This window comes from Pseudomonas sp. 11/12A (assembly GCF_000800055.1).
GTDB lineage: Bacteria > Pseudomonadota > Gammaproteobacteria > Pseudomonadales > Pseudomonadaceae > Aquipseudomonas > Aquipseudomonas mohnii.
The window spans coordinates 2982574-3007653 of sequence record NZ_JUGV01000001.1 but is presented as its reverse complement, the minus strand read 5'-3'; the positions used below and the strand labels follow the sequence as shown (position 1 = coordinate 3007653).

Genomic DNA, 25080 nt, shown 5'->3' with positions numbered 1-25080 from the left:
TGACGCTCCCCCTGTGGCAGTTGTACCGTCACCCAAGCCTGCCAAGATACCCCTGAACTCATTGCAAGGAAGGTACGGAGCCTGGATGGACTCGCGTGCCGGGCAGGTTCCAGCAGGTGACGATGCATGAATAGCCTCAGAGATATCAACGGCGACACGGTGCTGCACTTCGGCCCCTTCGCGTTCCATCTGAATCAACGCCTGGTCGTGGAAGGCGATCAGCCGCTGCGCCTGGGCGGACGGGCCCTGGATATTTTGCAGGTGCTGGTCGAGCACGCCGGCTCGGTGGTCAGCAAAGACGAACTGATCGCTCAGGTCTGGCCAAGGTCGGTGGTTGAGGAAATCAACCTGCGCGTGCACATCGCCGCACTGCGCCGGGCCTTTCGTGACGGGCAGAACGGTCACTGTTACATCGTCAACATTCCCCAGCGTGGTTACAGCTTCGTCGCACCGGTGCGCCAGGTCGCGACGGCCGCGTCCGTCGCCTTCGACAACCTGCAAAAACCTCAGCACAATCTGCCCGCGCGCCTGACACCGGTCACCGGTCGCGATGCGGTGGTCGGCAGCCTGGTGCGGCAACTGCCGGTACGGCGCTTCATGACCCTGATCGGGCCGTGCGGCATCGGCAAGACCACCGTGGCCGTGCGAGTCGCCGAGCTGCTGCTGCAGCATTACCGTGACGGGGTGTGGCGGGTGGATCTGGCGATGATCGATGACCCGACGCAAGTGGTCGATCATCTGACCCGCACCCTGGATCTGGAGGTGGGCGCCGACCTCGATGCGATGGGGCAATGGCATGCGTTGCTGGTTCTCGACAATTGCGAGCACCTGCTCGAACGTTGCCGGACACTGGTCGAGGCGCTGCTGATCGCGGCACCCCGGCTGTCGATTCTCGCCACCAGCCGCGAACCGTTGTTGGCCAAGGGCGAATCGGTCCAGTTGCTGCCACCGCTTCTGGTCCCGAAAGCGTCGGCCCTGGGCAGTGTCGCCGAGGTCATGGGCTATTCGGCGGTGCAGCTGTTTGTCAGCTGTGCCCGAGCCCGCCAACAAAGCTTTGCCTTGCGCGAACAGGACCTCAAGGCCATACGCGAAATCTGTCAGCACCTCGACGGCTTGCCCCTGGCGATAGAGCTGGCGGCGGCGCAGATCGATGCGTTGGCGTTGGTGGGGCTGCAAGCCCAGCTGGGTAACTGTTTTCAACTGCTGACCCAGGGGCGACGCACCGCCGTGCCGCGCCACCAGACGCTCAAGGCCGCCCTGGACTGGAGCTATGAGCGGCTGAGCCCGGTGGAGCAAATCGTGCTGCAGCGTCTGGCGGTGTTCAAGTCGGCGTTTACCCTGGACGCCGCGATGGGTGTGATCAGTTGCGCCACCTTGTTGCCCGCCACTCTGCGCCACGTGATGGAGGGCCTGGCGCTCAAATCGCTGCTGTCGCGCGAACAGGTCGATGGGCTGACGCGCTACCGTTTTCTCAACACCACCCGCCGCTATGCCCTGGAAAAACTCGAACACAGTGGCGCCTTATGCACCTTCGAAATGCGTTACGCCGCTCACATCGCTCGGGCACCCAAGCCATCAGGCCGGCAAGTGCTCCTGCAACTCGCCGAGTAGACGTCGCACGGCAATCAGGTCCGGGGTGGCATAGCCTTCGGTAAAGCGCTGGTAGATCGGCGCCAGCAGCTCATGGGCTTGCCGATAGCGTCCCTGACGCTGCCACAGCCGCGCCAGCGAAGTGGCGCTGCGCAACTCCCAGGCCAGGGCCCCCTGGTGCTGCGCTACATTGAGCGCCCTGATCAGCACGCTCTCGGCAGCGTCGTAGTTCACCGGGCTGCCGGCTGCCAGCAGTGCGTCGGCCCGGGCCCGCAGAATCTCTGCCGTGCACCAGCCCGCCGCGCCGGTGTCGGCGCGTTGCAGCAAATCGTCATCGATGAGTGTGCTGTCCAGCGTGACCATGATTTCCTTGATCAAACCCGCGCCCGGGCCTGGCAATGCCGGCGCGTCGGCACGGTGGATGACCCGCGCATAGTGCTGAGCCCAGGAATAGAACAGCTGTACCGAGTGTTTTTGCGCCTGTTCCTGCAGCAGGTACAAGAGCTCGCGGGCGGTGCGGGTGTCGCCGTTGTAGTGGGCGATCAGGCAACCCGACAGTGCCAGGGTGTAGCAGATGGACGTGCCGTGATTGATCTGCAGCGCAATGTCCAGCGCCTGTCGGGCCGTGCGCCAGGCCTGTTCCGGTTGGCCCTGGATCCAGAGGATGCGCGCGAGGATGGTCAGGGCGGCAACGCTCTGGTCATATTGCACACCAAAACCATGGGTGAAACGGTTGAGATGGCCGCTGTGGGCCATGCGCTGGATGACTTCCTCGGCATTCATCCGTGCCCGATGCTGATCCCCGGCGAAGTGCAGGGCCAGTACCCGCAGGCGGTGGGTACTGAGGTCCAGTACCGCATCGCCGTTGAGCCCCAGGCGGTCGAATTGCTGGCTCTGTTCCAGGGCCATTTGATAGTTGCCGCAGCTGAGGTTGACCGCCAGATGCCCGGACACCGCACGCAATTGCCCGGCCACATCGTCACAGCGCCTGGCCAGGGCGCGGGCGCAGACGAAGGCGTCGATGGTTTCCGCCGTGCCGCCCTGAGCGTGATAACAGGCGCTGCCCAAGGCCAGTTTCAGGGACATTTTCAAGCGCGGGCAGGGCTCGGGCGCCGCTTCGAGCAAGGCCAGCGCCTTGCGCACATACCCGCCGTGCTCCTTGAGCAGCGACAGTTCCTGCCACAGGGGCGTCGAGGTCGCCGTCAGACGGATCGCCAGGGTGTGCGGCCCCGTTACGGACAAGCCCCAATCGAGCGCCGAACGGACGTCTTCCAGGCTACGGGCATAGCGCTCGATCCACAGGCCGGTCGGAATGTGCTCCCAGTCGTTTTGCGCCTGATGCATCAAGGCCAGGCAGCGTTCGGCATGGCGTTCGCGGGTGGAGGGCAACTCGCCGGCCTGTTCGAGTTTTTCCAGGGCATAGCTGCGCGTGGTGTCGAGCAGACGGTAGAACACCTCTTCGTCACCGACGTCCACGTTCAGCAGGGATTTGGCCACCAGTTGCGTGATCGAGCCAAACACCTCGCGCGTTTCCACCTGTTCGCCGACGATCACCGCCGCTGCCGACGTCAGGGTAAAGCCGCCACGGAACAACCCGAGTCGGCGCAGGCACGTTTGTTCGCAGACACTGAGCAGATCGAAGCTCCAGTCCAGGGTGGCGCGCAGGGTCTGATGCCGACCCAGGGCTGACTGGTTGTGCGGGGTGAGCTGGCGAAAGCTGCCTTGCAGTTGCCTGAGCAAACCTTCGAGGCCAAGGCTGGCGACTTGCCCGGCCGCCAGTTCCAGCGCCAGCGGGATGCCATCGAGGCGACGGCAGATATCGATGACCCGCGGCAGATCGGCATCAGTCAATTCGAAGCTGTCGTGGCTGGCCATGGCCCGTTCGACGAAGAGTTGCAGCGCGGAAAAATTCAGGGCCTGGGCGCGGTCCAGCACGGCGATGGGCGGGGGGCAGTCCAGGGACTCCAGGCGTTGAACGAATTCGCCTTCAGCCCGCAGGTACTCGCGGCTGGTGGCCAGGATGTGCAGATGCGGCGCGCCACGCAGCAGGCTTTCACACAGCAGCGCCACGCTGTCGATCAGGTGCTCGCAATTGTCGATGACCAGCAGCATCTGGCGTTCACGCAGGAACATGGCGAGGTTGTTCAAGGGTTCTGCATCATGCAGGGACAGCTCGAGCAGCGTCGCCAGATGACCGGTGATCATCGACGGATCGTTGATCGGCGCCAGGTCCAGCAAGCGAATTCCGTCCCGATAGCGACCGATCAGCTGTTCGGCGACCCGCAGCGCCACGGTGGTCTTGCCGATCCCGCCGGGGCCGACCAGGGTGATGAAACGCTGGCGCGGCAGGTGCGTCATCAGGCTGTCGACCAGCGCTTGCCGGCCGATCATGCGGGTGCGGCGCAGGGGCAGGTTATGGCTGCTCGATTCGACCGGCTCGCTTGGCCGGTCGAGCTCGATGTGCTCCAGCGAGTACGGCGCGACAAAGCTGTAGCCACGCTGAGCCACGGTGACGATGTAGCGCTGACCGGCCTGACCGTCGCCCAGCGCCTTGCGCAGGGCAGCCATGTGCACCCGCAGGTTGATTTCTTCCACCACGCTGTTGGGCCAGATTTCGGCCATCAGGTGTTGCTTGCTGACCACATTCCCGGCGTGTTCCAGCAGGATCAACAGGATATCCATGGCCCGCCGGCCCAGGCGCAGGGGCCGCTCGGCCTCCATCACCAGGCGTTGTCCGGGGTAGATCCTGTAGGGTCCGAAATGGACAGCCTGCTCGGGGGAAAAGGTCAACGGTTCACTCCTGATCACATACGTCTAGTTCGCGGCTTTCAAACATGTTTATCAGGTTATTTCCCGAACGCAATGCATGGCTCGGATGACTGCATGATGCCAGTATCGACCGCTGTGTTTGCCAGCCTATTGCCCGGTCCCGTGTTGATTGGGGCCGAAGCTGACAAAGGTGCGGTCGAGGCTTTTGGCGCGCCAGGAAAAATTAACAACGTTTAACTCGTCCTGCGTCCGCTCTACACCCAAAACTCCAATCCTGTAAGCGTTGTCGTCGCCTGCGAATCGTTGATTTTAGCTTCTAAAATCAAGCGCAGCCTGCGGCGGCACCTACATGGATTTTGCCTGTCTGGAGGACACCGCAATGAGCAAGGTGGTCGTGGTCTATCACAGCGGCTACGGCCACACCCGGGTCATGGCCGAAGCCGTGGCGCAAGGGGTGGAGCGGCACCTGGGCAGCACCTGCCGGCTGATCGCGGTAGAAGAGGTGGACGAGCACTGGGAGCACTTGCACCATGCCGACGCGATCATTTTCGGCGCCCCGACCTACATGGGCAGCGCCTCCGCCGCCTTCAAGGGCTTCATGGAAGCCACGGCCGCGTTTTACCTGGCGCAGCCGTGGCGCGACAAGCTGGCAGCCGGCTTCACCAATTCCGGCTGCCTGTGCGGCGACAAACTCAATACCTTGCTGCAAATGGCCGTGTTCGCCGCCCAGCATTCGATGATCTGGGTCGGCCTCGACCTGTTGCCCGCGCGCTCTGGCGCCGGCGTGTTCGACGGGCAATTGAACCGGCTGGGCAGTTCGCTGGGCGCCATGGCCCAGTCGAATGTCGAACAGTCTCCCGACCTGGCGCCGCCCCCTGAAGACCGCTGCACCGCCGCCCATTTGGGTGAACGGGTGGCGCGACTGGCCGAGCGCATGGGGCCCGTATCCCATTGCATCACCCCAACCCTCACGTAAAGGAGCACGCCTCATGAGCACGTTCACCACCCGCGATGGCACCGAGATCTACTACAAGGACTGGGGCACCGGTCAGCCGATTGTCTTCAGCCACGGTTGGCCGTTGAATGCCGACAGCTGGGAGTCGCAAATGATCTTCCTGGCATCCGAGGGCTACCGCGTCATCGCCCACGACCGGCGTGGGCACGGCCGTTCCAGCCAGCCGTGGTTTGGCAACGACATGGACACCTACGCCGATGACCTGGCGCAACTGATCGAACACCTGGATTTGCGCGACGCCGTGCTGTTCGGTTTCTCCACCGGAGGCGGCGAAGTGGCCCGCTACATCGGTCGTCATGGCACTGGTCGGGTGGCCAAGGCCGGGCTGATTTCCTCGGTGCCACCGCTGATGCTCAAGACGGCGGCCAACCCCGGCGGGCTGCCGATCGAGGTGTTCGACGGCATTCGTCAGGCCTCACTGGCGAACCGTTCGCAACTCTATAAAGACCTCGCCAGCGGCCCGTTCTTCGGCTTCAACAAACCTGACGCCAAGCCGTCCCAAGGCATGATCGACTGGTTCTGGATGCAGGGCATGACCTCCGGCCACAAGAACGCCTACGACTGCATCAAGGCGTTTTCGGAAACCGACTTCACTGAGGACTTGAAGAAGTTCGACGTGCCGACCCTGGTGGTACACGGCGACGCCGATCAGGTGGTGCCGATCGAGGCGGCGGGCATCGCTTCGGCGGGGCTGGTCAAGGGTTCTACGTTGAAGGTCTACCCTGGCGCGCCCCATGGCTTGACGGACACCCACAAGGATCAACTCAACAGCGATTTGCTGGCGTTTCTGAAGGGTTAAGTCCTGGAGAACCACCGCAGGGTTGCATCGCGATAACGCAACCCTGCAGCAGCACGGCTTGCCGACGAAGGTGATCGTGAAATCGCCAGCGCCGGCAAACCGTGGGCTTACAGGGACAATGGAAGGACGGAGCGTACCACCCGGCAGCGCCAGGCAAACGGATTGATGCCTTCGCTGCGGGTAAACATGTGACAGAAGTGCGCCTGATCGCAAAAGCCGCATTCGAGGCTGATTTGCGTGAGGCTCAGGTCAGTGTGTTGAATCAACAGCTTGGCCCGGGCGATGCGCTGCTGGCGAATCCATTCCTGGGGCGAATAGCCGGTGCTGCATTTGAACGCACGGGAGAAATGACTGCGCGAGAGGGCGCAGGCCCGGGCCAGTTCGGTGACTTCCAGGCTTTCGCCGAGGCGATCGAGGATCAGTTGTTTCACCAGCCGTTCGCGCTGCGGACTGAGCCCGCCACTGCCGGTGTTGCACGGTTCGCGGACCGGGGCGCGGGCGGCGGTTTGCTGTGAATAAACCATGTCCAATGTCCGTGTCGGTGGGAACGCAACGGCGTACGGCCTGTTGGCCAGTGCCTTCCCTCTGGAAGAAAAACAGCTCTGCGCAGAGGTTTTCATTCTTGGGCGCGGCCCTGTGCCTGACGAGTTAAACGTTGTTAATTCCTCCCGGGTGAAGCGGGCAGTTTTGAGTAAAGTCAGAGACAATCAACGCCTTCGCGCCTGGTCAATCACACAAGGGAACCGTGCCCATGAACCGTAACGATCTGCGCCGTGTAGACATGAATCTGCTAGTGATTTTCGAAGCCTTGATGTTCGAAAAAAACCTGACCCGCGTGGCGGAAAAGCTGTTCATGGGCCAACCGGCGGTCAGTGCTGCCTTGGGGCGGTTGCGCGACCTGTTCGATGACCCGCTGCTGTTGCGCAATGGCCGTGGCATGGAGCCGACCGCGCGGGCGCTGGCGATTCTCAAGGAGCTGCAACCGGCGATGGACACCATCTCCGGGGCGGTCAGCCGGGCCAAGGAGTTTGACCCGGCGACCAGTTGCGAAGTGTTTCGTATCGGCCTGTCGGACGATGCCGAGTTCGGCTTGTTTCCGCCGCTGTTGCGTCAGCTGCAAGAAGAGGCGCCAGGCATTGTCGTGGTCGTGCGCCGGGCCAATTACCTGTTGATGCCGGCGTTGCTGGCATCGGGGGAAATCTCCGTGGGCGTGAGCTACACCACGGACCTGCCGGCCAATGCCAAGCGCAAGAAACTGCGTGACATTCCCTGCAAAGTGCTGCGTGGCGACAAGCGGCCGGGGACCCTGACCCTGGACGAATATTGTGAACGACCCCATGCCATGGTGTCGTTTTCCGGGGACCTGAGCGGCAACATTGATCTGGACCTGGCCAAGCTCGGTCGCACCCGCCGGGTGGTGTTGGGTGTGCCGCAGTTCAGTGGCTTGCGCGCCTTGCTCGCCGGCACCGAAATGATCGCCACGGTGCCGGACTATGCGGCCTGTGCGTTGGTGGAAGGGTGTGGCTTGCGTGCCGAAGACCCGCCGTTCCCCATCGACGCGGCGCAACTGTCGATGGCCTGGAGCGGGGTGCATGACAATGATCCGGCGGAGCGTTGGTTGCGTTCGCGGATCAGTCAGTTCATGTCGGTGCCGTTGCCGATTCCGGCTTGATCGTGGTCGCCTTCGATCTACTGCAGGAGTTGGCTTGTCGGGGCGCCGCATCGCAGCGAAGGCGGCCTGACAGCCAACCAATTACCCGCCGGTGTACCAGATCTACTGTGGGAGCTGGCCTGTCGGGGCGCCGCATCGCAGCGATGGCGGCCTGACAGCAGACCAATCATCTGCTGGTGCACCTTATCCAATGTAGGAGCGAGCCCGCTCGCGATGAACGTCCGGGCAACGCGGGCATTCAGACAGCCCGCGTCATCGTTGACGACCATCGTCGGAACACCGCCCGGAGCAGGCTCGCTCCTACAGGCGCCTACGTCGCCCCGTGGCCACGAGCCCCGCGCAAAAAGAGCACGTACATCCAATTTTTCCCGTCCTGGCCCCGTCACTATCGCATCAAGTTCCGGTGCCTCCATGCCGGTTGTTTTTCATTTGTGCGGGGCGGTCATGATTGTGTCGCGTTGGGATGAACGGGCCAGGGATGTCGGGCTGCTTTTCTTGCGGGTCAGTGCGGCGTTGTTCCTGTTGTGGGTGCATGGTTTGCCGAAGCTGCTCAACTACGCTGTCGAGTTGCAGCGCATTGAAGACCCGTTCCACCTGGGGGCGAATCTCACGCTGATGCTGGCGATTTTTGCCGAGGTGCTGTGCCCGTTGCTGATCGTCGCCGGGGTGCTGGTGCGCCTGGCCTGCTTGCCTGTTCTGTTTGTGCTGCTGGTGGCGTTGCTGATCGTGCATCCGCAATGGAGCTTGGCCGAAGGCCAGTTCGGCTGGCTGCTGTTGATTCTGTTCACCAGCATCCTCATCGCCGGGCCGGGGCCGCTGGCGTTCAATCACCGATTTTCCGGAGCCTTTCGTTATGCCTGAATCCAATTTGCTCGACACACCTGTGCGCGGTTTCGAAGAGGTCGTGACACTGATCATCAAGCACCGGGTCAAGGCCGGGTTTGAAGCGCCTTACGAAGCCTGGCTGCGCAACATTGTCCGAGTGGCCGGGCAGTGGGACGGGCACTTGGGGGTGGACGTGGTTCGTGGCAAGCACGCCGGCCTCGACACCTACACCTGCGTCTTGCGGTTTTGCTCCACCGAGGCGATGCAACGCTGGCTCGACTCGGAGCAGCGTCAGGCGCTGATCAGCGAAGCCACACCCATGCTGGCCGACGGCGACCAGACCGAAGTCAACCCGGTGAACGAGTTCTGGTTCGCTCCAGCGTCCGAGGCGGGCTCGCCGCCGCCACGCTGGAAGCAGGCCGTGGTGACGCTGTTGGTGATTCTGCCGCACACCTTGCTGGTGCCGCTGCTCTGGGGACCGCTGTTGAAGCTCAATGCCTGGCTCTCCAACTACGTGGTCGCGACCTTCCTGATCACCCTGACCATCGTGCTGTCGGTGGTGTACCTGTTCATGCCAATGGCAACGCGTTTGTTCGCGCCTTGGCTATCCTCATCCACCCAGACCAAGGAAACGCGATGAACGCCGATCTGATTCTGTTCAATGGCCAATTTCATACCGTTGACCGTGAGAAGCCCCTCGCCAGCGCCGTGGCCATCAGCGACGGCCGCTTCGTCGCCGTGGGCAGCGATGCCGAAGCGATGGCCCTGCGCGGTTCGGCCACGCAAGTGATCGACCTCAAGGGTCGCTGCGTCATTCCGGGCCTCAACGACTCGCACTTGCACCTGATCCGTGGCGGCCTGAACTACAACCTCGAACTGCGCTGGGAAGGCGTGCCGTCCCTGGCCGATGCCTTGCGCATGCTCAAGGACCAGGCCGATCGTACGCCGACGCCGCAGTGGGTGCGGGTGGTGGGGGGCTGGAACGAATTCCAGTTCGCCGAAAAACGCATGCCGACCCTTGAGGAACTGAACCAGGCCGCGCCCGATACCCCGGTGTTCGTCCTGCATTTGTATGACCGCGCCTTGCTCAACCGCGCGGCGCTGCGCGTGGCCGGTTATACCCGCAACACCCCGAACCCGCCGGGCGGCGAGATTGTCCGGGATGCCAATGGCGAGCCGACCGGCATGCTGGTGGCACGACCCAACGCGATGATTCTGTACTCGACGCTGGCCAAGGGGCCGAAGTTGCCACTGGAGTATCAGGTCAACTCGACACGCCAGTTCATGCGTGAACTCAACCGCCTGGGCCTGACCAGTGCCATCGATGCCGGTGGTGGTTTCCAGAACTACCCGGACGACTACCAGGTCATCGAGCAGTTGGCCAAGGACCAGCAACTGACCGTGCGCATCGCCTACAACCTGTTCACCCAGAAGCCCAAGGAAGAACTGACCGACTTCAAAAACTGGACCAGCAACGTGACCCTGCACCAGGGCGACGATTACCTGCGGCACAACGGCGCCGGGGAAATGCTGGTGTTCTCGGCGGCGGATTTCGAGGACTTCCTCGAGCCGCGTCCGGACCTGCCGCAAACCATGGAAGACGAACTGGAACCGGTGGTGCGTCATTTGGTCGAGCAGCGCTGGCCGTTCCGTTTGCACGCCACCTACAACGAATCCATCAGCCGCATGCTCGACGTGTTCGAGAAGGTCAACCGCGACATCCCGTTCAACGGTTTGCCCTGGTTTTTCGATCACGCCGAAACCATCACCCCGCAAAACATCGAGCGGGTGAGGGCGCTGGGGGGCGGCATCGCGATTCAGGATCGCATGGCGTTCCAGGGCGAATATTTCGTCGAGCGTTACGGCGCCAAAGCCGCTGAAGCCACGCCGCCGATCAAACGCATGCTGGCCGAAGGCGTGCCGGTGGGTGCCGGCACCGATGCGACGCGGGTGTCGAGCTACAACCCGTGGACTTCGCTGTACTGGATGGTCAGCGGCCGCACCGTCGGCGGCATGGAATTGCATGCCGAAGGCCTGTCGCGCCAGACCGCCCTGGAACTGTTCACCCACGGCAGCGCCTGGTTCTCGTCCGAGCAGGGCAAGAAGGGCCAGATCAAGGTCGGGCAATTGGCGGACGTCGCGGCGTTGAGCGCGGACTTTTTCAGTGTCGATGAAGAAGCGATCAAGTGGATCGAGTCGGTGCTGACCGTGGTCGGCGGCAAGGTGGTGTACGCCGCCGGTGATTTCGAAAAACTCGGGCCGGCCAGTGTGCCGGTACTGCCGGACTGGTCGCCGGTGGTCAAAGTGCCGGGGCACTGGCGGCCGAACTCGCCGCTGCAGGCGCAGGTTCACCAGTGCAGCGGGCCTTGCAAGGTGCACTCCCACAGCCATGAGCGGGCGCGACTGTCGAATGCGCCGGTCAGTGATTTCGCCGGTTTCTGGGGCGCTTTCGGCTGCTCGTGCTTTGCTTTCTGACGAATACAAAAAAGCGCCGGCCCGATGGCCCGGCGCTACCTGCAATATCCATCCACCAAGGAGTTTCTTATGAGCAATGTTCCGTACAAACGCCTGAACAAAGACGATGCCGTTGTACTGCTGGTTGACCACCAGACCGGCCTGATCTCGCTGGTGCAGGATTTTTCGCCCAACGAGTTCAAGAACAACGTGCTGGCCCTGGGTGACATCGCCAAGTTCTTCAACCTGCCGACCATCCTCACCACCAGTTTCGACAGCGGCCCCAACGGCCCGATCGTGCCTGAACTGAAAGAGCAATTCCCGGATGCGCCCTTCATTGCCCGTCCTGGCCAGATCAACGCCTGGGACAACGAGGATTTTGTCAAAGCGGTGAAGGCCACCGGTCGCAAGCAACTGATCATTGCCGGTGTGGTGACGGATGTTTGCGTGGCGTTCCCGACCCTGTCGGCCATCGCCGAAGGCTATGAAGTGTTCGTCGTCACCGACTCGTCCGGTACCTTCAACACCACCGTGCAACAAGCCGCCTGGGCGCGCATGTCGGCTGCCGGTGCGCACCTGCTGAACTGGTTCGCCGTGGCGTGCGAGCTGCAGGGTGACTGGCGCAACGACATGGAAGGCCTGGCGAATCTGCTGTCGAACCGCCTGCCGAACTACCGCAACCTGATCAACAGCTATACCAAGTTCACTGCCAAATAAGCCGTCTCACTGGCACCGCGAAATGCCCGCGCGTTGGAGCAAAGTTGTTCGTCATAACAGAACAGCATTCACCAACCCGCGGGCATTTTTGCCTCAGCGTTTTTGCAACCAGCCGAGAAAACCGCCTTTCTTGATCGGTACCGGTTTGCTCATCAGCGCCAGCCGGCTGTTCTGCTCCCGAACGGCTTGCAGCTTGTTCAAGGCCTGGCCGACTTCGCTGCGCTGCTCCATGCAGTGGCGGGTGAGGGATTTGTCGAGGCGGTAAATGATGCACGAAGTCAGGGTGGTGAACGTGGCTTGCGAGGGGGTGTCGGCGAGGATGCTTTGTTCGCCCATGACCTCGCTCGGCCCCATCCGGCCGGCTTCGGTTTGTCCGGCGCCATCAGGCACCGAAGCACTGACGACGCCAGTGGCAATCACGAACAGGCTGTCGGGCACCTCGCCCAGTCCCAATACCACCTGGCCCGCTGCGTACTGTTGCGCGGTCATGGACTGCGCCAATTGATCGCGTTCGTCTTCGCTCAGCGAACGGAAAATCTTCACCTCGTCGAGCAAGGCTCGCGCCCGCGTCGAAGGCTCGATCACCCCATCGAGCTGCCGGGAAATGCCGGCCGCTTCCAGGTGTCGATGGGCCAGGTCGAACAACTGATTGCGCACTTCGCTTTTTTTGCCGAGCTCGGCGATGAAACCGCTGGCCACATACTCGGACAGGGTTTCGCCGGCCTCTTTCAAAACCGCTTTGGGCGCCGGGTTCAAAAGCAGGCTGCTGCTGCCTTGGAGCGTGCGGTCCAACGCGTCGAGGACTCGACGCGGACGAATGTGGTTAGGCACTTGAATGCTGATCGACACCCCGTGCATGTTGCTGGGGCGACTGAGATTGACGATCTTCGCCTTGGCCGCCACCGAGTTCGGCACCACGGCGGTACTGCCGGCGCTGGTGAGCAGGTGGGTGGCGCGCCAGTCGATGTCCAGCACCTTGCCTTCGACGCCGTCGATCGAGATCCAGTCATCCACCTGATACGGCTTGGTGGTGTTGAGCACGATGCCGGAAAACACATCGCTCAGGGTGCTCTGCAACGCCAGGCCGACCACAATGGCCACCACCCCGGAGGTCGCCAGCAGCCCTTTTACCGGCAACTCCAGCACATAGCCCGCCGCCGCGACGATCGCGGCCAGAAACACCAGCGCGCCGATGACATCCTGCAACAGTCGGCCGCTGTGACCGATGCGACGCATCAGCACCAGGCCAATGACTTCGGTGAGCACCCGCGCCGCGTACAGCCACCAGAGAATCCCCAGGGCCGTGGCCCCCAGTTGCGCCACGCGATCATCGGCGAACAACGGTGCCTGCAACGGGCTGACGCCTGCATTGATGATGAGCGTGCTGAAGGCCAGGAAGAGACCGGTGCGCCAGCCGATCTGGGTGACGCGGTGCTTGAACGGTGCGAGATGCCAGAGCAGTGCATCGATCACCAGCAACAGGGCACTCCAGGACAGCAGGTGAGCCAGGAGAAAGGACATGGGCAAACTCCATTTAAAAAAGGCGGACCGAAAAAAGCCTGCCCGAAGGCCGATGTTGTAGGAGCGAGCCTGCTCGCGATGGTCGTTAACGATAACGCGCGTTTACTGATTAAACGCGGCGTTCTTAAGTCCATCGTCGGAACGCCGCCCGGAGCAGGCTCGCTCCTACAACATTGGTTCGAAGGCAGACTATTTACAGGACTCAGTTCAAGTGTGTCTTGAGCTCCAGTGCTGCCTGGCGCACCGCTGCCTGGACTTCCGGAATCTGGCTCAGCGGGTTCAACAGGCCGAAGTCGTGGATCATGCCGTTGTAGCGCACCGCCGTGACCGGCACGCCCGCCGCGTCGAGGTGACGGGCATAGGCTTCGCCTTCATCGCGCAAGACGTCGAATTCGGCTGTCTGCACCAGGGCGGCCGGCAAGCCTTTGAGCTGTTCGGCGCCGGCCTTGAGGGGCGAGGCGTGGATCTGTGCACGTTCGGCCTTGTCGGTGGTGTAGTTGTCCCAGAACCACTGCATCATGCCCTTGGTCAGGAAGTGGCCCTCGGCAAATTGCTGGTAGGAGCCTGTGTCGAACTGTGCGTTGGTCACCGGCCACATCAACAGCTGGAAGCGCAGTGCCGGGGTTTTCTGTTCCTTGGCCATCAAGGCTACGACCGCGGCCATGTTGCCGCCGACGCTGTTGCCGGCCACGCCCAGGCGCTGGCCATCGACGCCGATTTCCTTGCCGTGCTCGGCCACCCAGCGGGTCGCGGCGTAAGCCTGGTTGATCGCGGTCGGGTAATGCGCCTCAGGCGAGGGTGTGTAATCGACATACACCGCGACGGCACCGGAACCCACCACCAGATCACGAATCAGCCGCTGGTGCGTCGGGAAGTCGCCCAGTACCCAGCCGCCACCGTGGAAGAACATGAACACAGGCAATTCACCGTTGACCTTGGCCGGGCGCACGACCTTGAGGTTGAGGGTCTGGCCATCGACCTTGATCGCGCGGTCGCTCACCTCGACACCGGACAGGTCTACTTTCACCGAGGCCTGGGCGCCGGTCAGCACCGCGCGGGCCTCTTTCGGGCTCAGTTGCTCCAGCGGTTTGCCACCCCCGGCAGCGAGGGCTTCGAGGAAGGCCTGGGTGTTGTGTTCGACGCCGGGGCTGCCTGCGGCGAATGCGTTGCCGATGGACAGGGCGAGGAGGGAAGCGGTCAGGGTTTTCTTGACGATGTTCATGGCAAATCCTTTTTGAATTCTTGGACGTTAAGTACCTGGGTTTCAGGCTGCTGGTGGCTGTGTGATTCAGGCCTCAGCAACACCGTGAGCACAGATTAATAGGGTGCCTAAACGGGAAAAAGCCGCTATAAAGTGTTTGACTGTCAACCGGGATGTGACAATGAACCCCTTCGAAGATATGCGTATTTTTTGCCAGGTGATGGACTCCGGCAGCTTCACGGCCGCTGCCGATCAACTGGGGCTGTCCAAGCAATTTGTCAGTCGGCGCTTGATGCAACTCGAAGAGCGCCTCGGCGTGCGATTGCTCAATCGTTCGACCCGGCGACTGGACGTCACGCCCCTGGGGCAGAGTTATTACGAGTCGGCCCTGCGCTTGCTGAGCGAGGTCGAGCAAGTGGAGCAGGGTATCGCCGGCCAGACCACCGAACCGCGCGGCACCCTTCGCGTCAGTGCGCCGCTGTCCTTCGCCCTGGCCCATCTGGGGTGCTTGCTGCCAGCGTTTTTGCAGCGCTACCGCGAGGTCACGGTGGAAGTGGACTTGAGTGACCGGCCGGTGGACCTGCTGGGCGAGGGCTACGACCTGGCGCTGCGCATTGGCATTCTCGAAGACTCGACGCTGATCGCCCGTCGCATCGCCTCCATCCAGCGAGTGTATTGCGCCAGCCCGGCTTACCTGAGCGAGCGCGGCACGCCGCTCAAGCCTGAAGACTTGCACAACCATGACTGCCTGCCTTATGGCCACGGCCGTCAGGTGCAATGGCGTTTCGCAGGGCAGGGCAAGCCGCTGGCCGTCAACGTCACCGGGCGCATGCGGGTCAACAACGGCGAGTTGCTCAAGGACGCAGCGATTGCGGGGATGGGCATCACGTACCTGCCGACCTTCATTGTCGGTTCGGCATTGGAGGATGGGCGGCTGGTGTCGGTGCTGGATGAGTTTCGACCCGAGCCGTTGACCCTGTCGGCGGTGTACCCGCAACACCGCCAGTCATCGCGACCGGTGCAGGCGTTGATCGAGTTTTTGCGCGAGCGGCTGGATCAGAGTGATGGGGGCGGGCCATTCAACAGGGATGGGGCCTGATAGACCGTCTTCGCTGGCAAGCCAGCTCCAGGGGATTTGTGTCGGGCGCGGATGTTGTGGGTGCCTTGGATATCTGTGGGAGCGAGCTCCCACAGATCGTGTGTTGATGAGTGAATGTCAGGTCCGTTTGTCATCGCCTGCTTCGCCACCCACATGCACGCCGCGATCGTCCCCGACTTCGCCAGCACGATGGGCTCCGCGGTCGTCGCCTACCTCACCGGTATGATGAGCGCCGTGGTCGTCGCCTGCCTGTTGTCCGGCATGGTGCACGCCGTGGTCGTCGCCCACCTCGCCGGCACGATGAACCCCATGGTCATCACCCGGTTCTGCGTGGCTGCTGTTGCGTCCCGAGCCGGAGGAGGCTGTGCTGCCGCTGTGCCCCGAAGCATGGTCGCTGCCGCTGTTGCCGCTGCTGCCACTCCCACCGTGACCACTGCCGCTTCCACCACCATTACCGCCGCCGCCACTACCGCCGCCACCACCACCGTGGCCGCCACCGTTACCACCGCCGCCGCCACTGCCGCCACCACCGTGGCCGCCACCGCCACCGCCACTGCCGCCGCCGCCACCACCGTGGCCGCCACCGCCACCGCCACTACCGCCACCGCCGCCACCACCTCCGTGGCCGCCGCCACCTCCACCACTACCCCCTTCTCTTGCGTGAGCGCTCGAAACCCCGGACAGGTTGTCCGGAATCAGTACGGTAGATGCCGACAGAACTGCGCCAATTGCAACAGCCAGCATAAGCTTGTTCATGTGCATATCGATCTCCGTCTTCTTCAGGTGGAACGTTGATAAACAATGCAATGCATTGCTTTATTCAGCAGGAACTGTCGATAAACACCTCAACGTCCCGCTTTATTCATTTGCGACGTCGATAAATCGTCCGTCGCGGTGCCAGGCCCCGTTCCAGAGCGGTCAGTGAATGCTCGAGGCCAGTTCGAAAATGGGGATGTACATCAGGATCACGATCACCCCGATCAACAGGCCAATGAAGGTCATCAGCAAGGGTTCGAACAAGCGCACGAACCATTCGATCCAGCGGCTGATTTCTTCGTCGTAGAAGTCGGCGCTGCGCTCCATCATTTGCCCGAGGTTGCCGGACTGTTCACCGGCACGCAGCAGGCGCAGGGACACCGGGGTCACCAGATGATTGAGCTCCAGCGCCGTCGACAGCGATTGCCCTTCGCGTACCCGCTCGCACGCCTGGTCCAGGCGTGTGCGCGAGGCCACCGTGAGCAGGCCACGGACCATGCCCATGGCGGTGACCAGAGGAATGCCGCCTTGCAAGAGGATCCCCAGGGAGCGATAAAAACGCGCCAGTTCGTACATGAAAATGCGCTGGTGTACCGCCGGGAGTTTTTCGATCAGGTGGTCCACGCCCCGGCGAAAGGCCGGTTGGCGCTTGAGCAGCACTAGGACGACGATGACGGCCAGCAAGGCGCCGAAGAACTCGCCCTGGTGGGCGTGCAGGAACATGCCGCTGCTCATCAGGATCTGCGACAGCCACGGCAGGTTTGACCCCAGTCCTTCGAACACCAGACTGAAGCGCGGCACCACATAGCCCATCAGGAACAGCACCACGCCACCCCCGACCACCAACAACAGCATGGGGTAGATCGAGGCGCTGATGATCTTCTGGCGGACCTCGTCCATGCGCTGGCGATAGCTGACATAGCGGCCCAGTGCTTCGCCGACGGCGCCGGTCTTCTCGCTGGATTGCACCAGAGCCACGTACAACGGCGGGAACACCGCCGACAACTGGGCCAACGCCTGGGAAAACGACTTGCCTTCATAAAGCAGGCGCACCAGTTCGCCCAAGGTCTTGCGGGCCTGGGGCGCGGTTTCTTTTTCCGCCAGGCTTTCGAGGGCATCGATCAACGGCAGGCCGGCATTGAGCAACGTGGTCAATTCCTGGCTGAACAACACCAGGTTGAACGTCTCGCGCTGCTTCAGGCGCAACGCCCGCCAATGACGTTCGGCGTGCAGGCTGACCACCCGCAGGCCCTGGTCTTCGGCGATGCGCCGCGCCTCGCTGTGACCCGGTGCCTCGACGGTCATGGAAACCACGCCGGCCTTGCCGACGGCTTTGAGATGAAATCGCATGGTGGCCATGTCCGTCACTGCCAACTGGTGACTTCAGCGTTCTCGCCTTCGCCGCCGGGTTGCCCGTCCTTGCCCATGGACAGCAGGTCGTACTCGCCGTTTTCGCCAGGGTAGCGGTAGGTGTAGTTACGGCCCCAAGGGTCCTGAGGCAGCTTTTTCTGCAAGTACGGACCGGTCCAGTGGGGTTCGTCACTGGGCGCGGTGACCAGCGCCTGCAAACCCTGTTCGGTCGACGGGTAATGGCCGACCTCCAGGCGGTAAAGGTCCAGGGCCTTGCCCAGTCCTTCAATTTGCGCCTTGGCCACCTTCACTTCGGAACGGCCCAACTGAGCGAAATATTTCGGCGCGACGATGCCGGCCAACAACCCCAGCACCACCAGCACCACCAGCAGTTCGAGCAGAGTGAAGCCGCGTTGGGCACGCGGGGCGAAACACAGTCGCTGATTCATGATGACCTCACACAGTCGGCAGAAGGGTCGCATCAGGGCCTTATGCAATTGCCATGCAAAGGGTTGGTCAAGGCTTGGGCGTCTCCCTGTAACCCGCGTGCCACGGGCTTCTGCGCTTTCGGCACAGTGCTTGCGTATGGCTGATTCACGACTGGCCATTGGGGCATAACCCCCAATTTTCGGGGCCGGGCAGGGGAGGCATAACAATGAAAACACTCACCACGGGAATGCTCGGCTGTCTGCTGCTGGCGGGCGTCGCTCAAGCCGATGTGTTCGTGTCCACGGATGCCAACGGCAACTTCGTCCTGTCCAACGTCCACCGCCCCGGCCGGCACTATGAACGGGTCATTCACGAGCCCGCGGCGGCGGTGGTCAGCCTCGATCAACAGCCGCAGATGATTGCCGCGCAACCCTACGCCGAGCTGGTGTCGGCGGCGGCCACGGCCAACCAGTTGCCGGCCGCGCTGTTACACGCGGTGATCAAGACCGAGTCGGCCTACAACCCCAGTGCGGTGTCCGCCAAGGGGGCCGGTGGCTTGATGCAGTTGATGCCCGACACGGCCCGCGAGATGGGCGTGACCGACGTCTACGACCCCAAGGCCAACATCCAGGGCGGCGCCCGTTATCTCAAGCGGCTGATGACCCTGTTCGACAACGACATCGCCCTCGCCGTGGCCGCCTACAACGCCGGGCCGCAAGCGGTGCTTAGCCGTGGCGGCGTGATCCCGCCGTTCGCCGAAACCCAGCGTTATGTGCCCAGCGTGCTGCGCCAGTACCGGCGTTTGCAGGGCTTGTCGGCCGACGCCCCGCTGTGAACGTAAGCCGTGGGGTGGTTTTCCCCAACATTGGGGCATGGTGGCCCCGGCGAAAAAGTGGGGAATAAGTGGGGAATTATCCCCCGATGTATCAAGTGCCAATCGTAACCGTATGAAAAGTAAACGTAATTTTTATGGCATGCAGATTGCTCAACGGAGTTGTCGAGAATTATTCCCTGTGAGCACCCACAGCGAGGCCCTTGATCATGACCGGCATTTTCCACGTTCCATCCGTCTTTCATTTGTTGCTGCTGGCGGCCTCGATGTTCGGCGTCGAGTTGGCCGAAGCGGCTGCGCGCTGTGAGCGCAATCTGGTGGCCAACGTCGTGGCGCTGGATCAGCCGCTGATGTTCAACCGCCTCGGTGCGCAAAACGTTAACGGCATGATGTTCGCCCTGCGTCGCGATGTGGTCGATGATCATGAGATATCCCTGGCTCAGGGCGGCGCCGCGGTGCCGGGCAAGGTGTCGCTGCGCCCCGACAAGCGTCCGCGTCCGCTGGTATTGCGGGTCGCTGCCGGCGACTGCCTGACCATCAACCTGCAGAACCTCCTGGCCTATCAGGCCAACCCCGGTTCGCACGAAAATGGCGGAGTGGAGGGCGAAGTCGAAGTCGGCAACGAGAATGCCTTCAAGGTCGATGAACAGGTCACTGACCGCCATGTCGGTTTCCAGGTCAACGGCATGCAAGCGGTCAACAGCATCGATGACATCGCTTCGTTTACCGGACGCAACGCCAATACCTTGATTCCGCCCGGTGCCACGCGCAGCTACACCTTGTATGCCGAGCGTGAAGGTGCATTCGCCGCCAGCAGCCGTGGCGCGACCTTCGGTGGCGAAGGGGCGGCCGGCAACGTGGCCAACGGGCTGTTCGGCGAAGTGGTGGTGGTGCCCAAGGGCGGTCGCACCTACCGCAACACCGTGACCGAAGAAGAGATGCGCCTGGCCACCACCGGGCGCACCCCGGCCGGCCAGCCGATCGTCGATTACCAGGCGCGCTACCCGCAGCGCCAGCCCTGGATAGGTGAAGGCAAGGCCGGCACGCCGATCATCAACATGGTCGACGGCAACGAAATCATCTCCAGCGAAAGCGACGCCATTGTCATGGGCAGCAACGCCGACGGCAGCTTCCCGCCCTCGACCTATCCGCTGGAATCCATGGGCAAACGCAACCCGGCGCTGCCCAATCGTCTGGAGCCTTTCCGCGACTTCGCTTCGCAGTTCCAGGATGAAACCGCCGCGACCCAGGCGTTTCCAGGCTACTGGGCCGACCCGGTCATGGCCCACGTGCTGGAGCCGACCCGCGATGGCTTCATGATCAACTACGGTTCCGGCGGCATGGGCGCCGAGGTCGTGGCCAACCGACTGGGCGTGGGGCCGATGCACGATTGCCTGTCGTGTGCCTATGAAGAATTCTTCCTCAGCTCCCATACCGTCGGCGACGTGGCGATGCTGGTGGACGTACCGGCCAACGCCGGGCTGGAAAACATTCGTCCCGGTGAAGTGCCCAGGGCCGATCAGGTCGGGGTCAAGGCGACCATGGCGCTGTATCCGTCCGAGCCGTCCAACGTCAACCACAGCTACATCGGCGACTTCGTCAAATTCCGCAACACCCACAACGGCCATGAGCAGCACATCTTCCACCTGCACGGGCATCAGTGGCTGTTCAACCCCAACGACGACAACTCCGACTACGTGGACGCCCAGGGCATCGGGCCGGGCGCCGGTTACACCTATGAAATCGCCAACGGCGGTTCGGGCAACCGTAACCGGGTAGCGGGCGATGCGATTTATCACTGCCACTTCTACCCGCACTTCGCCCAAGGCATGTGGAGCATGTGGCGGGTCCATGACGTCTTTGAAGAAGGCACCAAACTCGAAGTCTCGCAACAGGGCGCCGACGGTTACCACAGCGAACCCTATGCCCTGCGCAGCGGTAAACCGGCGGCGGGTGCACGGGCCCTGCCGGACGGTGAGATTGTGGCCGGCACGCCGATTCCGGCGGTGGTACCGCTGCCTGGCAAAGCCATGGCGCCGATGCCGGGCAAAGTCGCGGTCGTACCGAAAATCAGCGAGTCCCTGGTGGCCGCCAATGACGATGACGACGATGAAGAGGGCGACGATGACAGCGGGCATCATGGCGGCAACGGGGTGGGCCAGGCGATTGGTTCGCTGGCGCTGGTGGATCGCAGCGAAGCCAACCGCAATGCCGACGGCAGCCTGAAAAACCCCGGCTATCCCTTCTGGATCGGCGGTATGGAAAGTTCGGTCGGCCAACGCCCGCCGACCCCACCGCTGGACATGCTCGACGCCGCCAAGGCCCAGGCCTTGAAATCGAGTGGCAATGCCTTGTGGGCCAACCTCGATCCGGCGCAGTCCGGTGGCTGGGATGGTGGCCTGGGGCGTCACTCGCTGGACGGTTTCGCCTCTGGCGGCGAGGCGCACACGGTGACCACATCCCTGGATTTCTCCAAGGAAGTGACCCGCGCCAAGCCGCTGTACCTGCCCGAAGAAGGCACCGAAGTCGAACAGGCAGCCATGGCGTTCCACGCCAAAAAAGAACACCCCAGTTTCGCCGTGCTGCCGGGCAACCAGGTGGTGGCGCGCAACTTCCGCACCAACGGCGCGCTGCCGATGGCGGGCGCACCGTACTACGAACCCTGCATGGATGATCGGGCCAAGCGCCTGACCAGCAGTGCCGGCAGCGGTGAGTTCAACAGCGGCGAACGGATCGACGGCATGTCGTTCAGCGGTGCCTCGACCTTCACCGCCGACCGTCCGCGCATCTACAAGGCGGCGAACATTCAGTTCGACGCGGTGTACAACAAAGTCGGCTACCACTTCCCGCAGGCGCGCATTCTCGCGCTGTGGGAAGACGCCTGGCCGGTGATCACCAAGCAGCGTCCGCCAGAGCCACTGGTGATGCGCATGAACACCTTCGATTGCGTGCAGTACCAGCAAACCAACCTGGTACCGGCCATCTATGAGATGGACGACTATCAGGTGCGCACACCGACCGACGTGATCGGCCAGCACATCCACCTGCCGAAATGGGACCTGACGGCGGCCGACGGTTCGGCCAACGGCTGGAACTACGAAGACGGCGTCCTTTCACCGGGTGCCGTGCAAGAACGCATCCACGCCATTCGCCAGTTCAACCAATGCGAAGGCACCGATCCGCGCGACGGCACGGCCGCGTGCCCGAAAGCCAAGGCACATCCGTTCTTCGGTCAGTATGGTCGGGCCGACTGGGTCGGCGCGCGCACGGCGATGCAACGCTGGTTCGTCGATCCGGTGGTGAACACCAAGGGTGTCGACCGTGGCCTGGGCACCATCTTCACCCATGACCACCTCGGCCCATCGACGCACCAACAGATTGGCCTGTACGCCACCGTGCTGGCCGAACCGGCCGGTTCCACCTGGTTCCACGCCGAAACCGGCGAGCCGTTGTACAGCGGCGCGCGGCAGGACGGCGGGCCGACGTCGTGGCAAGCGGTGATCTCCACCGGCGACCTGGACGGTGACGGCAAGAACGACAGCTTCCGTGAGTTCTTCCTCGAATACAGCGACTTCCAGCACGCCTATGAAGCGGGGGTGTACGTGGGCGCAGGTCCCAATGGCATTCCTGACGCGCAACGCTTCCCGGCCACCGCCGACAGCTTCCGCTACGCGATCAATCCGCCGGTGCGCAAGGAAGCCGAGACCCTGCTTGAGCAAGTGGTCGAAGCCCGCGGCGGCCTGATGCCGGGCTGCCCGAGCCGGCCTTGCCCGCAAGCGATTTCGGTCGATGACCCCGGCATGTTCGTGGTCAATTACCGCAACGAACCGCTGGCGCTGCGGGTGTACGACCCGAACAAGGTCGGCCCGGACGGCAAGCGCGGCATGCAGGCCGATGGCCTGGGCGGCGACCTGGCATACGCCATGCAAAGCCGTACCGACCGTGCGATCCCGGCGATGAACCTGGCGCCGAACCTGATCAGCGCGGCCACCGGTCCCACCGGCGGCACCACCCTGTTCCCGCCGCACATCAACAAGGGCGGCGCGGAACCGGGCGATCCGTTCACCCCGATGCTGCGCACCTACACCGGCGACAACGTGCGGCTGCGGGTGCATGCCGGCGGTCACGAAGAGGAGCACAACGTCACCCTGCACGGCGTGAAGTGGCTGCAAAGCGGTTCCGGTTTCGGCAACAGCTCCAACTCCGGCTGGCGCGCGTCGCAAATGATCGGGATCTCCGAGCAGATGGGCTTCATTGCGCCGGTCTCGATGCTCTCCAGTTCGGCGGCCACCACCGGTGACTACCTGTATTCGATGGACGCCTCGCTGGAAGGTTACTGGAGCGGCATCTGGGGTGTGATGCGCAACTACACGGCCCAGCGCAACGACCTGTTCGCGCTGCCAAACAACCCGAAACCGGCCGGCATGCGCAACACCGTGGCCTTCGATGGCACCTGTCCACGGATCGGCGCCAACCCCAACGGCATCGGCACCCGGCCGACCCCGCAACGCAACTATGAAGTGGTCGCGGCCCTGGCCAACGACATCCTCGGCAACCCCCTGGGGCTGGCCATCGGCGACTCGGCGGGACTTGGGCAACACGTCGGCGGGCCGTTGAATCCGGCCGGTGGCACCCTGGTCTTCAACTCGCGGGCGGTGAGCATTCCACAAGTCACCGTGACCGACCCTGAAGACGGTCTGACCTTCACCATCGGCGGGCAAAGCGGGCCGTTGCATGACCCGACCGCGATCCTCTATGTGCGCAAGGCCGACCTCGATCCGGTCACCGGCAAACTCAAACCTGGCGTGCCGGTGGAACCGCTTGTACTGCGTGCGGCGGCCGGTGACTGCATCAACATCACCCTGGAAAACCGTCTGCCCAGCGTGATGCCGGACCTGCCCCAGATGGCCACCGTGATGGGCATGGTCAAGCGTGACCGCAACGCCGGCGAGGGCTCGACCACCTTCAGCAATAACCTGCTGCGGCCATCGAGCACCGTGGGCCTGCATGCGCAATTGCTGGCTTACGACATCACCAAATCCGACGGCACCAACGTCGGCACCAACCCGATCCAGACCGTGCCGCCACGGGTGGGCAACACCGGACCGTACCCGACCCGTACCTATCAGTACTACGCCGGGCACCTGGAGCGTGAAGGCAAGCCGATCACCCAACTGGGCCGCAGTGTCGACAACATCAACGCCACGGCGGTGGAGTTCGGCGGGCTGAATATCACGCCGGCAGACGTGATCAAGCAGCCGCAAAAAGGCCTGGGCGCAGCGATGAGCATCCTGCCGGTGGGCGCCACCTGGACGGAAGACACCCGCAAGGTCAATGCGACCGTCACCGCGCCGGGGCAAACCCCCTATCGCGACTTTGCCATGGTCTGGCAGAAGGCCTTGAACATGCGCTGGGCCACTGGTCGTCCGGTGGAAGGCATTGCCTCGGAGGCGGGCGTGCCGACCGACCCGCAGGACAACTCCAGCATGGCCATCAACTTCAAGACAGAGCCGATGTGGTACCGCTTCGGTCTCGCCCCGGATGCGCCGTTCGGCCACGCCGACGGTCATGGCTATGGCGATGTGCAGAACGCGCACATGGCTTTCAGCAACGCGTTGGTGGGCGGCGATCCGCAGACGCCGGTGCTGTACGTCAAACCGGGGCAACCGTTCCGCACGCACATCCTGATGCCGACCGGCGGCAGTCGCGGCACCACCTTCCAGCTCGATGGTCACGTCTGGTCGGTCAACCCGTTCCAGCCCGAGAAGAGCGACACCGGTGGCTACCCGATGGGCACGCCTGGCGTGGGTTCGGTGCGGTTTGGCTACAACCCGATGTCGATGTACGTCGGCGCCCACGAAAGCATCCTGCCGGCGGCGCATTTCAGCTTCATGCACCCGAGTGCCGGGGGCAGCAACGCGATACCGGGTGATTACCTGTTCCGCGATTACGGCGCCTATGGCAACACCGCCGGGTTGTGGGGATTGCTGCGGGTGACCAACGAACCGGAGCCGGCACCGGCGCCGTAAGCCCGGGAAACAACGCAACACC

The 25080-nt window shown here is 63.0% G+C and carries 18 protein-coding genes; 11 read left to right on the top strand and 7 right to left on the bottom strand.

What is annotated here, in order from left to right; all coding sequences use genetic code 11:
• Positions 1 to 126 precede the first annotated feature (126 nt).
• A complete protein-coding gene (locus GQ39_RS13805; protein WP_047530743.1) occupies positions 127 to 1611 on the top strand; it encodes an ATP-binding protein in 1485 nt (494 codons plus the stop codon).
• On the opposite strand, the gene GQ39_RS13800 is transcribed toward GQ39_RS13805, so the two are convergent.
• On the bottom strand, positions 1576 to 4380 hold the full coding sequence (locus GQ39_RS13800) for an ATP-binding protein (protein WP_047530740.1): 2805 nt from the start codon (positions 4378 to 4380) through the stop codon (positions 1576 to 1578). The two genes, GQ39_RS13805 and GQ39_RS13800, sit on opposite strands and share 36 nt — an antisense overlap.
• 358 nt (positions 4381 to 4738) lie before the next feature.
• Between GQ39_RS13800 and GQ39_RS13795 the strand changes: the two genes are divergently transcribed.
• Positions 4739 to 5335: a flavodoxin family protein gene (locus GQ39_RS13795; RefSeq protein WP_047530739.1), complete on the top strand. Its 597-nt coding sequence runs from the start codon at positions 4739 to 4741 to the stop codon at positions 5333 to 5335.
• 13 nt (positions 5336 to 5348) lie between these two features.
• Entirely contained in the window at positions 5349 to 6173 is an 825-nt protein-coding gene (locus GQ39_RS13790) for an alpha/beta fold hydrolase (RefSeq protein WP_047530737.1), read from the top strand.
• Positions 6174 to 6280: 107 nt separating this feature from the next.
• Here the strand turns inward: GQ39_RS13790 and GQ39_RS13785 are convergent, their stop codons facing one another.
• Positions 6281 to 6697, bottom strand: a complete 417-nt coding sequence (locus GQ39_RS13785; protein ID WP_047530735.1) for a helix-turn-helix domain-containing protein — start codon at positions 6695 to 6697, stop codon at positions 6281 to 6283.
• A gap of 227 nt (positions 6698 to 6924) precedes the next feature.
• Between GQ39_RS13785 and GQ39_RS13780 the strand changes: the two genes are divergently transcribed.
• The 5 genes from GQ39_RS13780 (at position 6925) to ycaC (ending at position 11841) form a co-directional block, all read left to right on the top strand.
• Entirely contained in the window at positions 6925 to 7845 is a 921-nt protein-coding gene (locus GQ39_RS13780) for a LysR family transcriptional regulator (RefSeq protein ID WP_047530733.1), read from the top strand.
• A gap of 444 nt (positions 7846 to 8289) precedes the next feature.
• Positions 8290 to 8706, top strand: a complete 417-nt coding sequence (locus GQ39_RS13775) for a DoxX family protein (RefSeq protein WP_047538863.1) — start codon at positions 8290 to 8292, stop codon at positions 8704 to 8706.
• Positions 8699 to 9310, top strand: a complete 612-nt coding sequence (locus GQ39_RS13770; RefSeq protein WP_047530731.1) for an antibiotic biosynthesis monooxygenase — start codon at positions 8699 to 8701, stop codon at positions 9308 to 9310. Before GQ39_RS13775 ends, GQ39_RS13770 begins: the two co-directional genes overlap by 8 nt.
• On the top strand, positions 9307 to 11145 hold the full coding sequence (locus GQ39_RS13765; protein ID WP_047530728.1) for an amidohydrolase: 1839 nt from the start codon (positions 9307 to 9309) through the stop codon (positions 11143 to 11145). The genes GQ39_RS13770 and GQ39_RS13765 overlap by 4 nt, the downstream gene beginning before the upstream one ends.
• Positions 11146 to 11214: 69 nt before the next feature.
• Positions 11215 to 11841 (top strand): isochorismate family cysteine hydrolase YcaC, encoded by a 627-nt coding sequence (ycaC, locus tag GQ39_RS13760; RefSeq protein WP_047530725.1) that lies wholly within the window; start codon positions 11215 to 11217, stop codon positions 11839 to 11841.
• A 93-nt stretch (positions 11842 to 11934) separates the two neighbouring features.
• Here the strand turns inward: ycaC and GQ39_RS13755 are convergent, their stop codons facing one another.
• The gene (locus GQ39_RS13755) at positions 11935 to 13362 is read right to left on the bottom strand and encodes a mechanosensitive ion channel family protein (protein WP_047530722.1); all 1428 of its coding nucleotides are present in this window, start codon (positions 13360 to 13362) and stop codon (positions 11935 to 11937) included.
• 202 nt (positions 13363 to 13564) lie between these two features.
• A complete protein-coding gene (locus GQ39_RS13750; protein ID WP_047530719.1) occupies positions 13565 to 14584 on the bottom strand; it encodes an alpha/beta hydrolase in 1020 nt (339 codons plus the stop codon).
• Between the two features lie 160 nt (positions 14585 to 14744).
• On the opposite strand from GQ39_RS13750, the gene GQ39_RS13745 reads away from it, so the two are divergent.
• Positions 14745 to 15662: a LysR family transcriptional regulator gene (locus GQ39_RS13745; protein WP_047530716.1), complete on the top strand. Its 918-nt coding sequence runs from the start codon at positions 14745 to 14747 to the stop codon at positions 15660 to 15662.
• 117 nt (positions 15663 to 15779) lie between these two features.
• On the opposite strand, the gene GQ39_RS33510 is transcribed toward GQ39_RS13745, so the two are convergent.
• From GQ39_RS33510 to gspG, 3 genes are all read right to left on the bottom strand, one after another.
• Positions 15780 to 16424, bottom strand: a complete 645-nt coding sequence (locus GQ39_RS33510) for a hypothetical protein (RefSeq protein ID WP_047530714.1) — start codon at positions 16422 to 16424, stop codon at positions 15780 to 15782.
• A gap of 156 nt (positions 16425 to 16580) precedes the next feature.
• Positions 16581 to 17768, bottom strand: a complete 1188-nt coding sequence (locus tag GQ39_RS13735; protein ID WP_047538861.1) for a type II secretion system F family protein — start codon at positions 17766 to 17768, stop codon at positions 16581 to 16583.
• Between the two features lie 14 nt (positions 17769 to 17782).
• Positions 17783 to 18217, bottom strand: coding sequence for a type II secretion system major pseudopilin GspG (gene gspG / locus GQ39_RS13730; RefSeq protein WP_047530712.1), 435 nt, complete (start codon positions 18215 to 18217; stop codon positions 17783 to 17785).
• Between the two features lie 206 nt (positions 18218 to 18423).
• Between gspG and GQ39_RS13725 the strand changes: the two genes are divergently transcribed.
• Both GQ39_RS13725 and mnxG read left to right on the top strand, forming a co-directional pair.
• Positions 18424 to 19032, top strand: coding sequence for a transglycosylase SLT domain-containing protein (locus GQ39_RS13725; RefSeq protein ID WP_047530709.1), 609 nt, complete (start codon positions 18424 to 18426; stop codon positions 19030 to 19032).
• 206 nt (positions 19033 to 19238) lie between these two features.
• The gene (mnxG, locus tag GQ39_RS13720) at positions 19239 to 25058 is read left to right on the top strand and encodes a manganese-oxidizing multicopper oxidase MnxG (protein ID WP_047530706.1); all 5820 of its coding nucleotides are present in this window, start codon (positions 19239 to 19241) and stop codon (positions 25056 to 25058) included.
• Positions 25059 to 25080: the final 22 nt, after the last annotated feature.

What these genes read in the sequence shown, in the direction of transcription:
- GQ39_RS33510 (WP_047530714.1), bottom strand. Translation starts at nt 16,424, where the DNA reads ATGCACATGAACAAGCTTATGCTGGCTGTTGCAATTGGCGCAGTTCTG.
- GQ39_RS13785 (WP_047530735.1), bottom strand. Translation starts at nt 6,697, where the DNA reads ATGGTTTATTCACAGCAAACCGCCGCCCGCGCCCCGGTCCGCGAACCG.
- GQ39_RS13775 (WP_047538863.1), top strand. Translation starts at nt 8,290, where the DNA reads ATGATTGTGTCGCGTTGGGATGAACGGGCCAGGGATGTCGGGCTGCTT.
- GQ39_RS13735 (WP_047538861.1), bottom strand. Translation starts at nt 17,768, where the DNA reads ATGCGATTTCATCTCAAAGCCGTCGGCAAGGCCGGCGTGGTTTCCATG.
- GQ39_RS13795 (WP_047530739.1), top strand. Translation starts at nt 4,739, where the DNA reads ATGAGCAAGGTGGTCGTGGTCTATCACAGCGGCTACGGCCACACCCGG.
- GQ39_RS13755 (WP_047530722.1), bottom strand. Translation starts at nt 13,362, where the DNA reads ATGTCCTTTCTCCTGGCTCACCTGCTGTCCTGGAGTGCCCTGTTGCTG.
- GQ39_RS13750 (WP_047530719.1), bottom strand. Translation starts at nt 14,584, where the DNA reads ATGAACATCGTCAAGAAAACCCTGACCGCTTCCCTCCTCGCCCTGTCC.
- GQ39_RS13725 (WP_047530709.1), top strand. Translation starts at nt 18,424, where the DNA reads ATGAAAACACTCACCACGGGAATGCTCGGCTGTCTGCTGCTGGCGGGC.
- GQ39_RS13765 (WP_047530728.1), top strand. Translation starts at nt 9,307, where the DNA reads ATGAACGCCGATCTGATTCTGTTCAATGGCCAATTTCATACCGTTGAC.
- ycaC (WP_047530725.1), top strand. Translation starts at nt 11,215, where the DNA reads ATGAGCAATGTTCCGTACAAACGCCTGAACAAAGACGATGCCGTTGTA.
- GQ39_RS13805 (WP_047530743.1), top strand. Translation starts at nt 127, where the DNA reads ATGAATAGCCTCAGAGATATCAACGGCGACACGGTGCTGCACTTCGGC.
- GQ39_RS13780 (WP_047530733.1), top strand. Translation starts at nt 6,925, where the DNA reads ATGAACCGTAACGATCTGCGCCGTGTAGACATGAATCTGCTAGTGATT.
- GQ39_RS13745 (WP_047530716.1), top strand. Translation starts at nt 14,745, where the DNA reads ATGAACCCCTTCGAAGATATGCGTATTTTTTGCCAGGTGATGGACTCC.
- mnxG (WP_047530706.1), top strand. Translation starts at nt 19,239, where the DNA reads ATGACCGGCATTTTCCACGTTCCATCCGTCTTTCATTTGTTGCTGCTG.
- gspG (WP_047530712.1), bottom strand. Translation starts at nt 18,217, where the DNA reads ATGAATCAGCGACTGTGTTTCGCCCCGCGTGCCCAACGCGGCTTCACT.
- GQ39_RS13770 (WP_047530731.1), top strand. Translation starts at nt 8,699, where the DNA reads ATGCCTGAATCCAATTTGCTCGACACACCTGTGCGCGGTTTCGAAGAG.
- GQ39_RS13790 (WP_047530737.1), top strand. Translation starts at nt 5,349, where the DNA reads ATGAGCACGTTCACCACCCGCGATGGCACCGAGATCTACTACAAGGAC.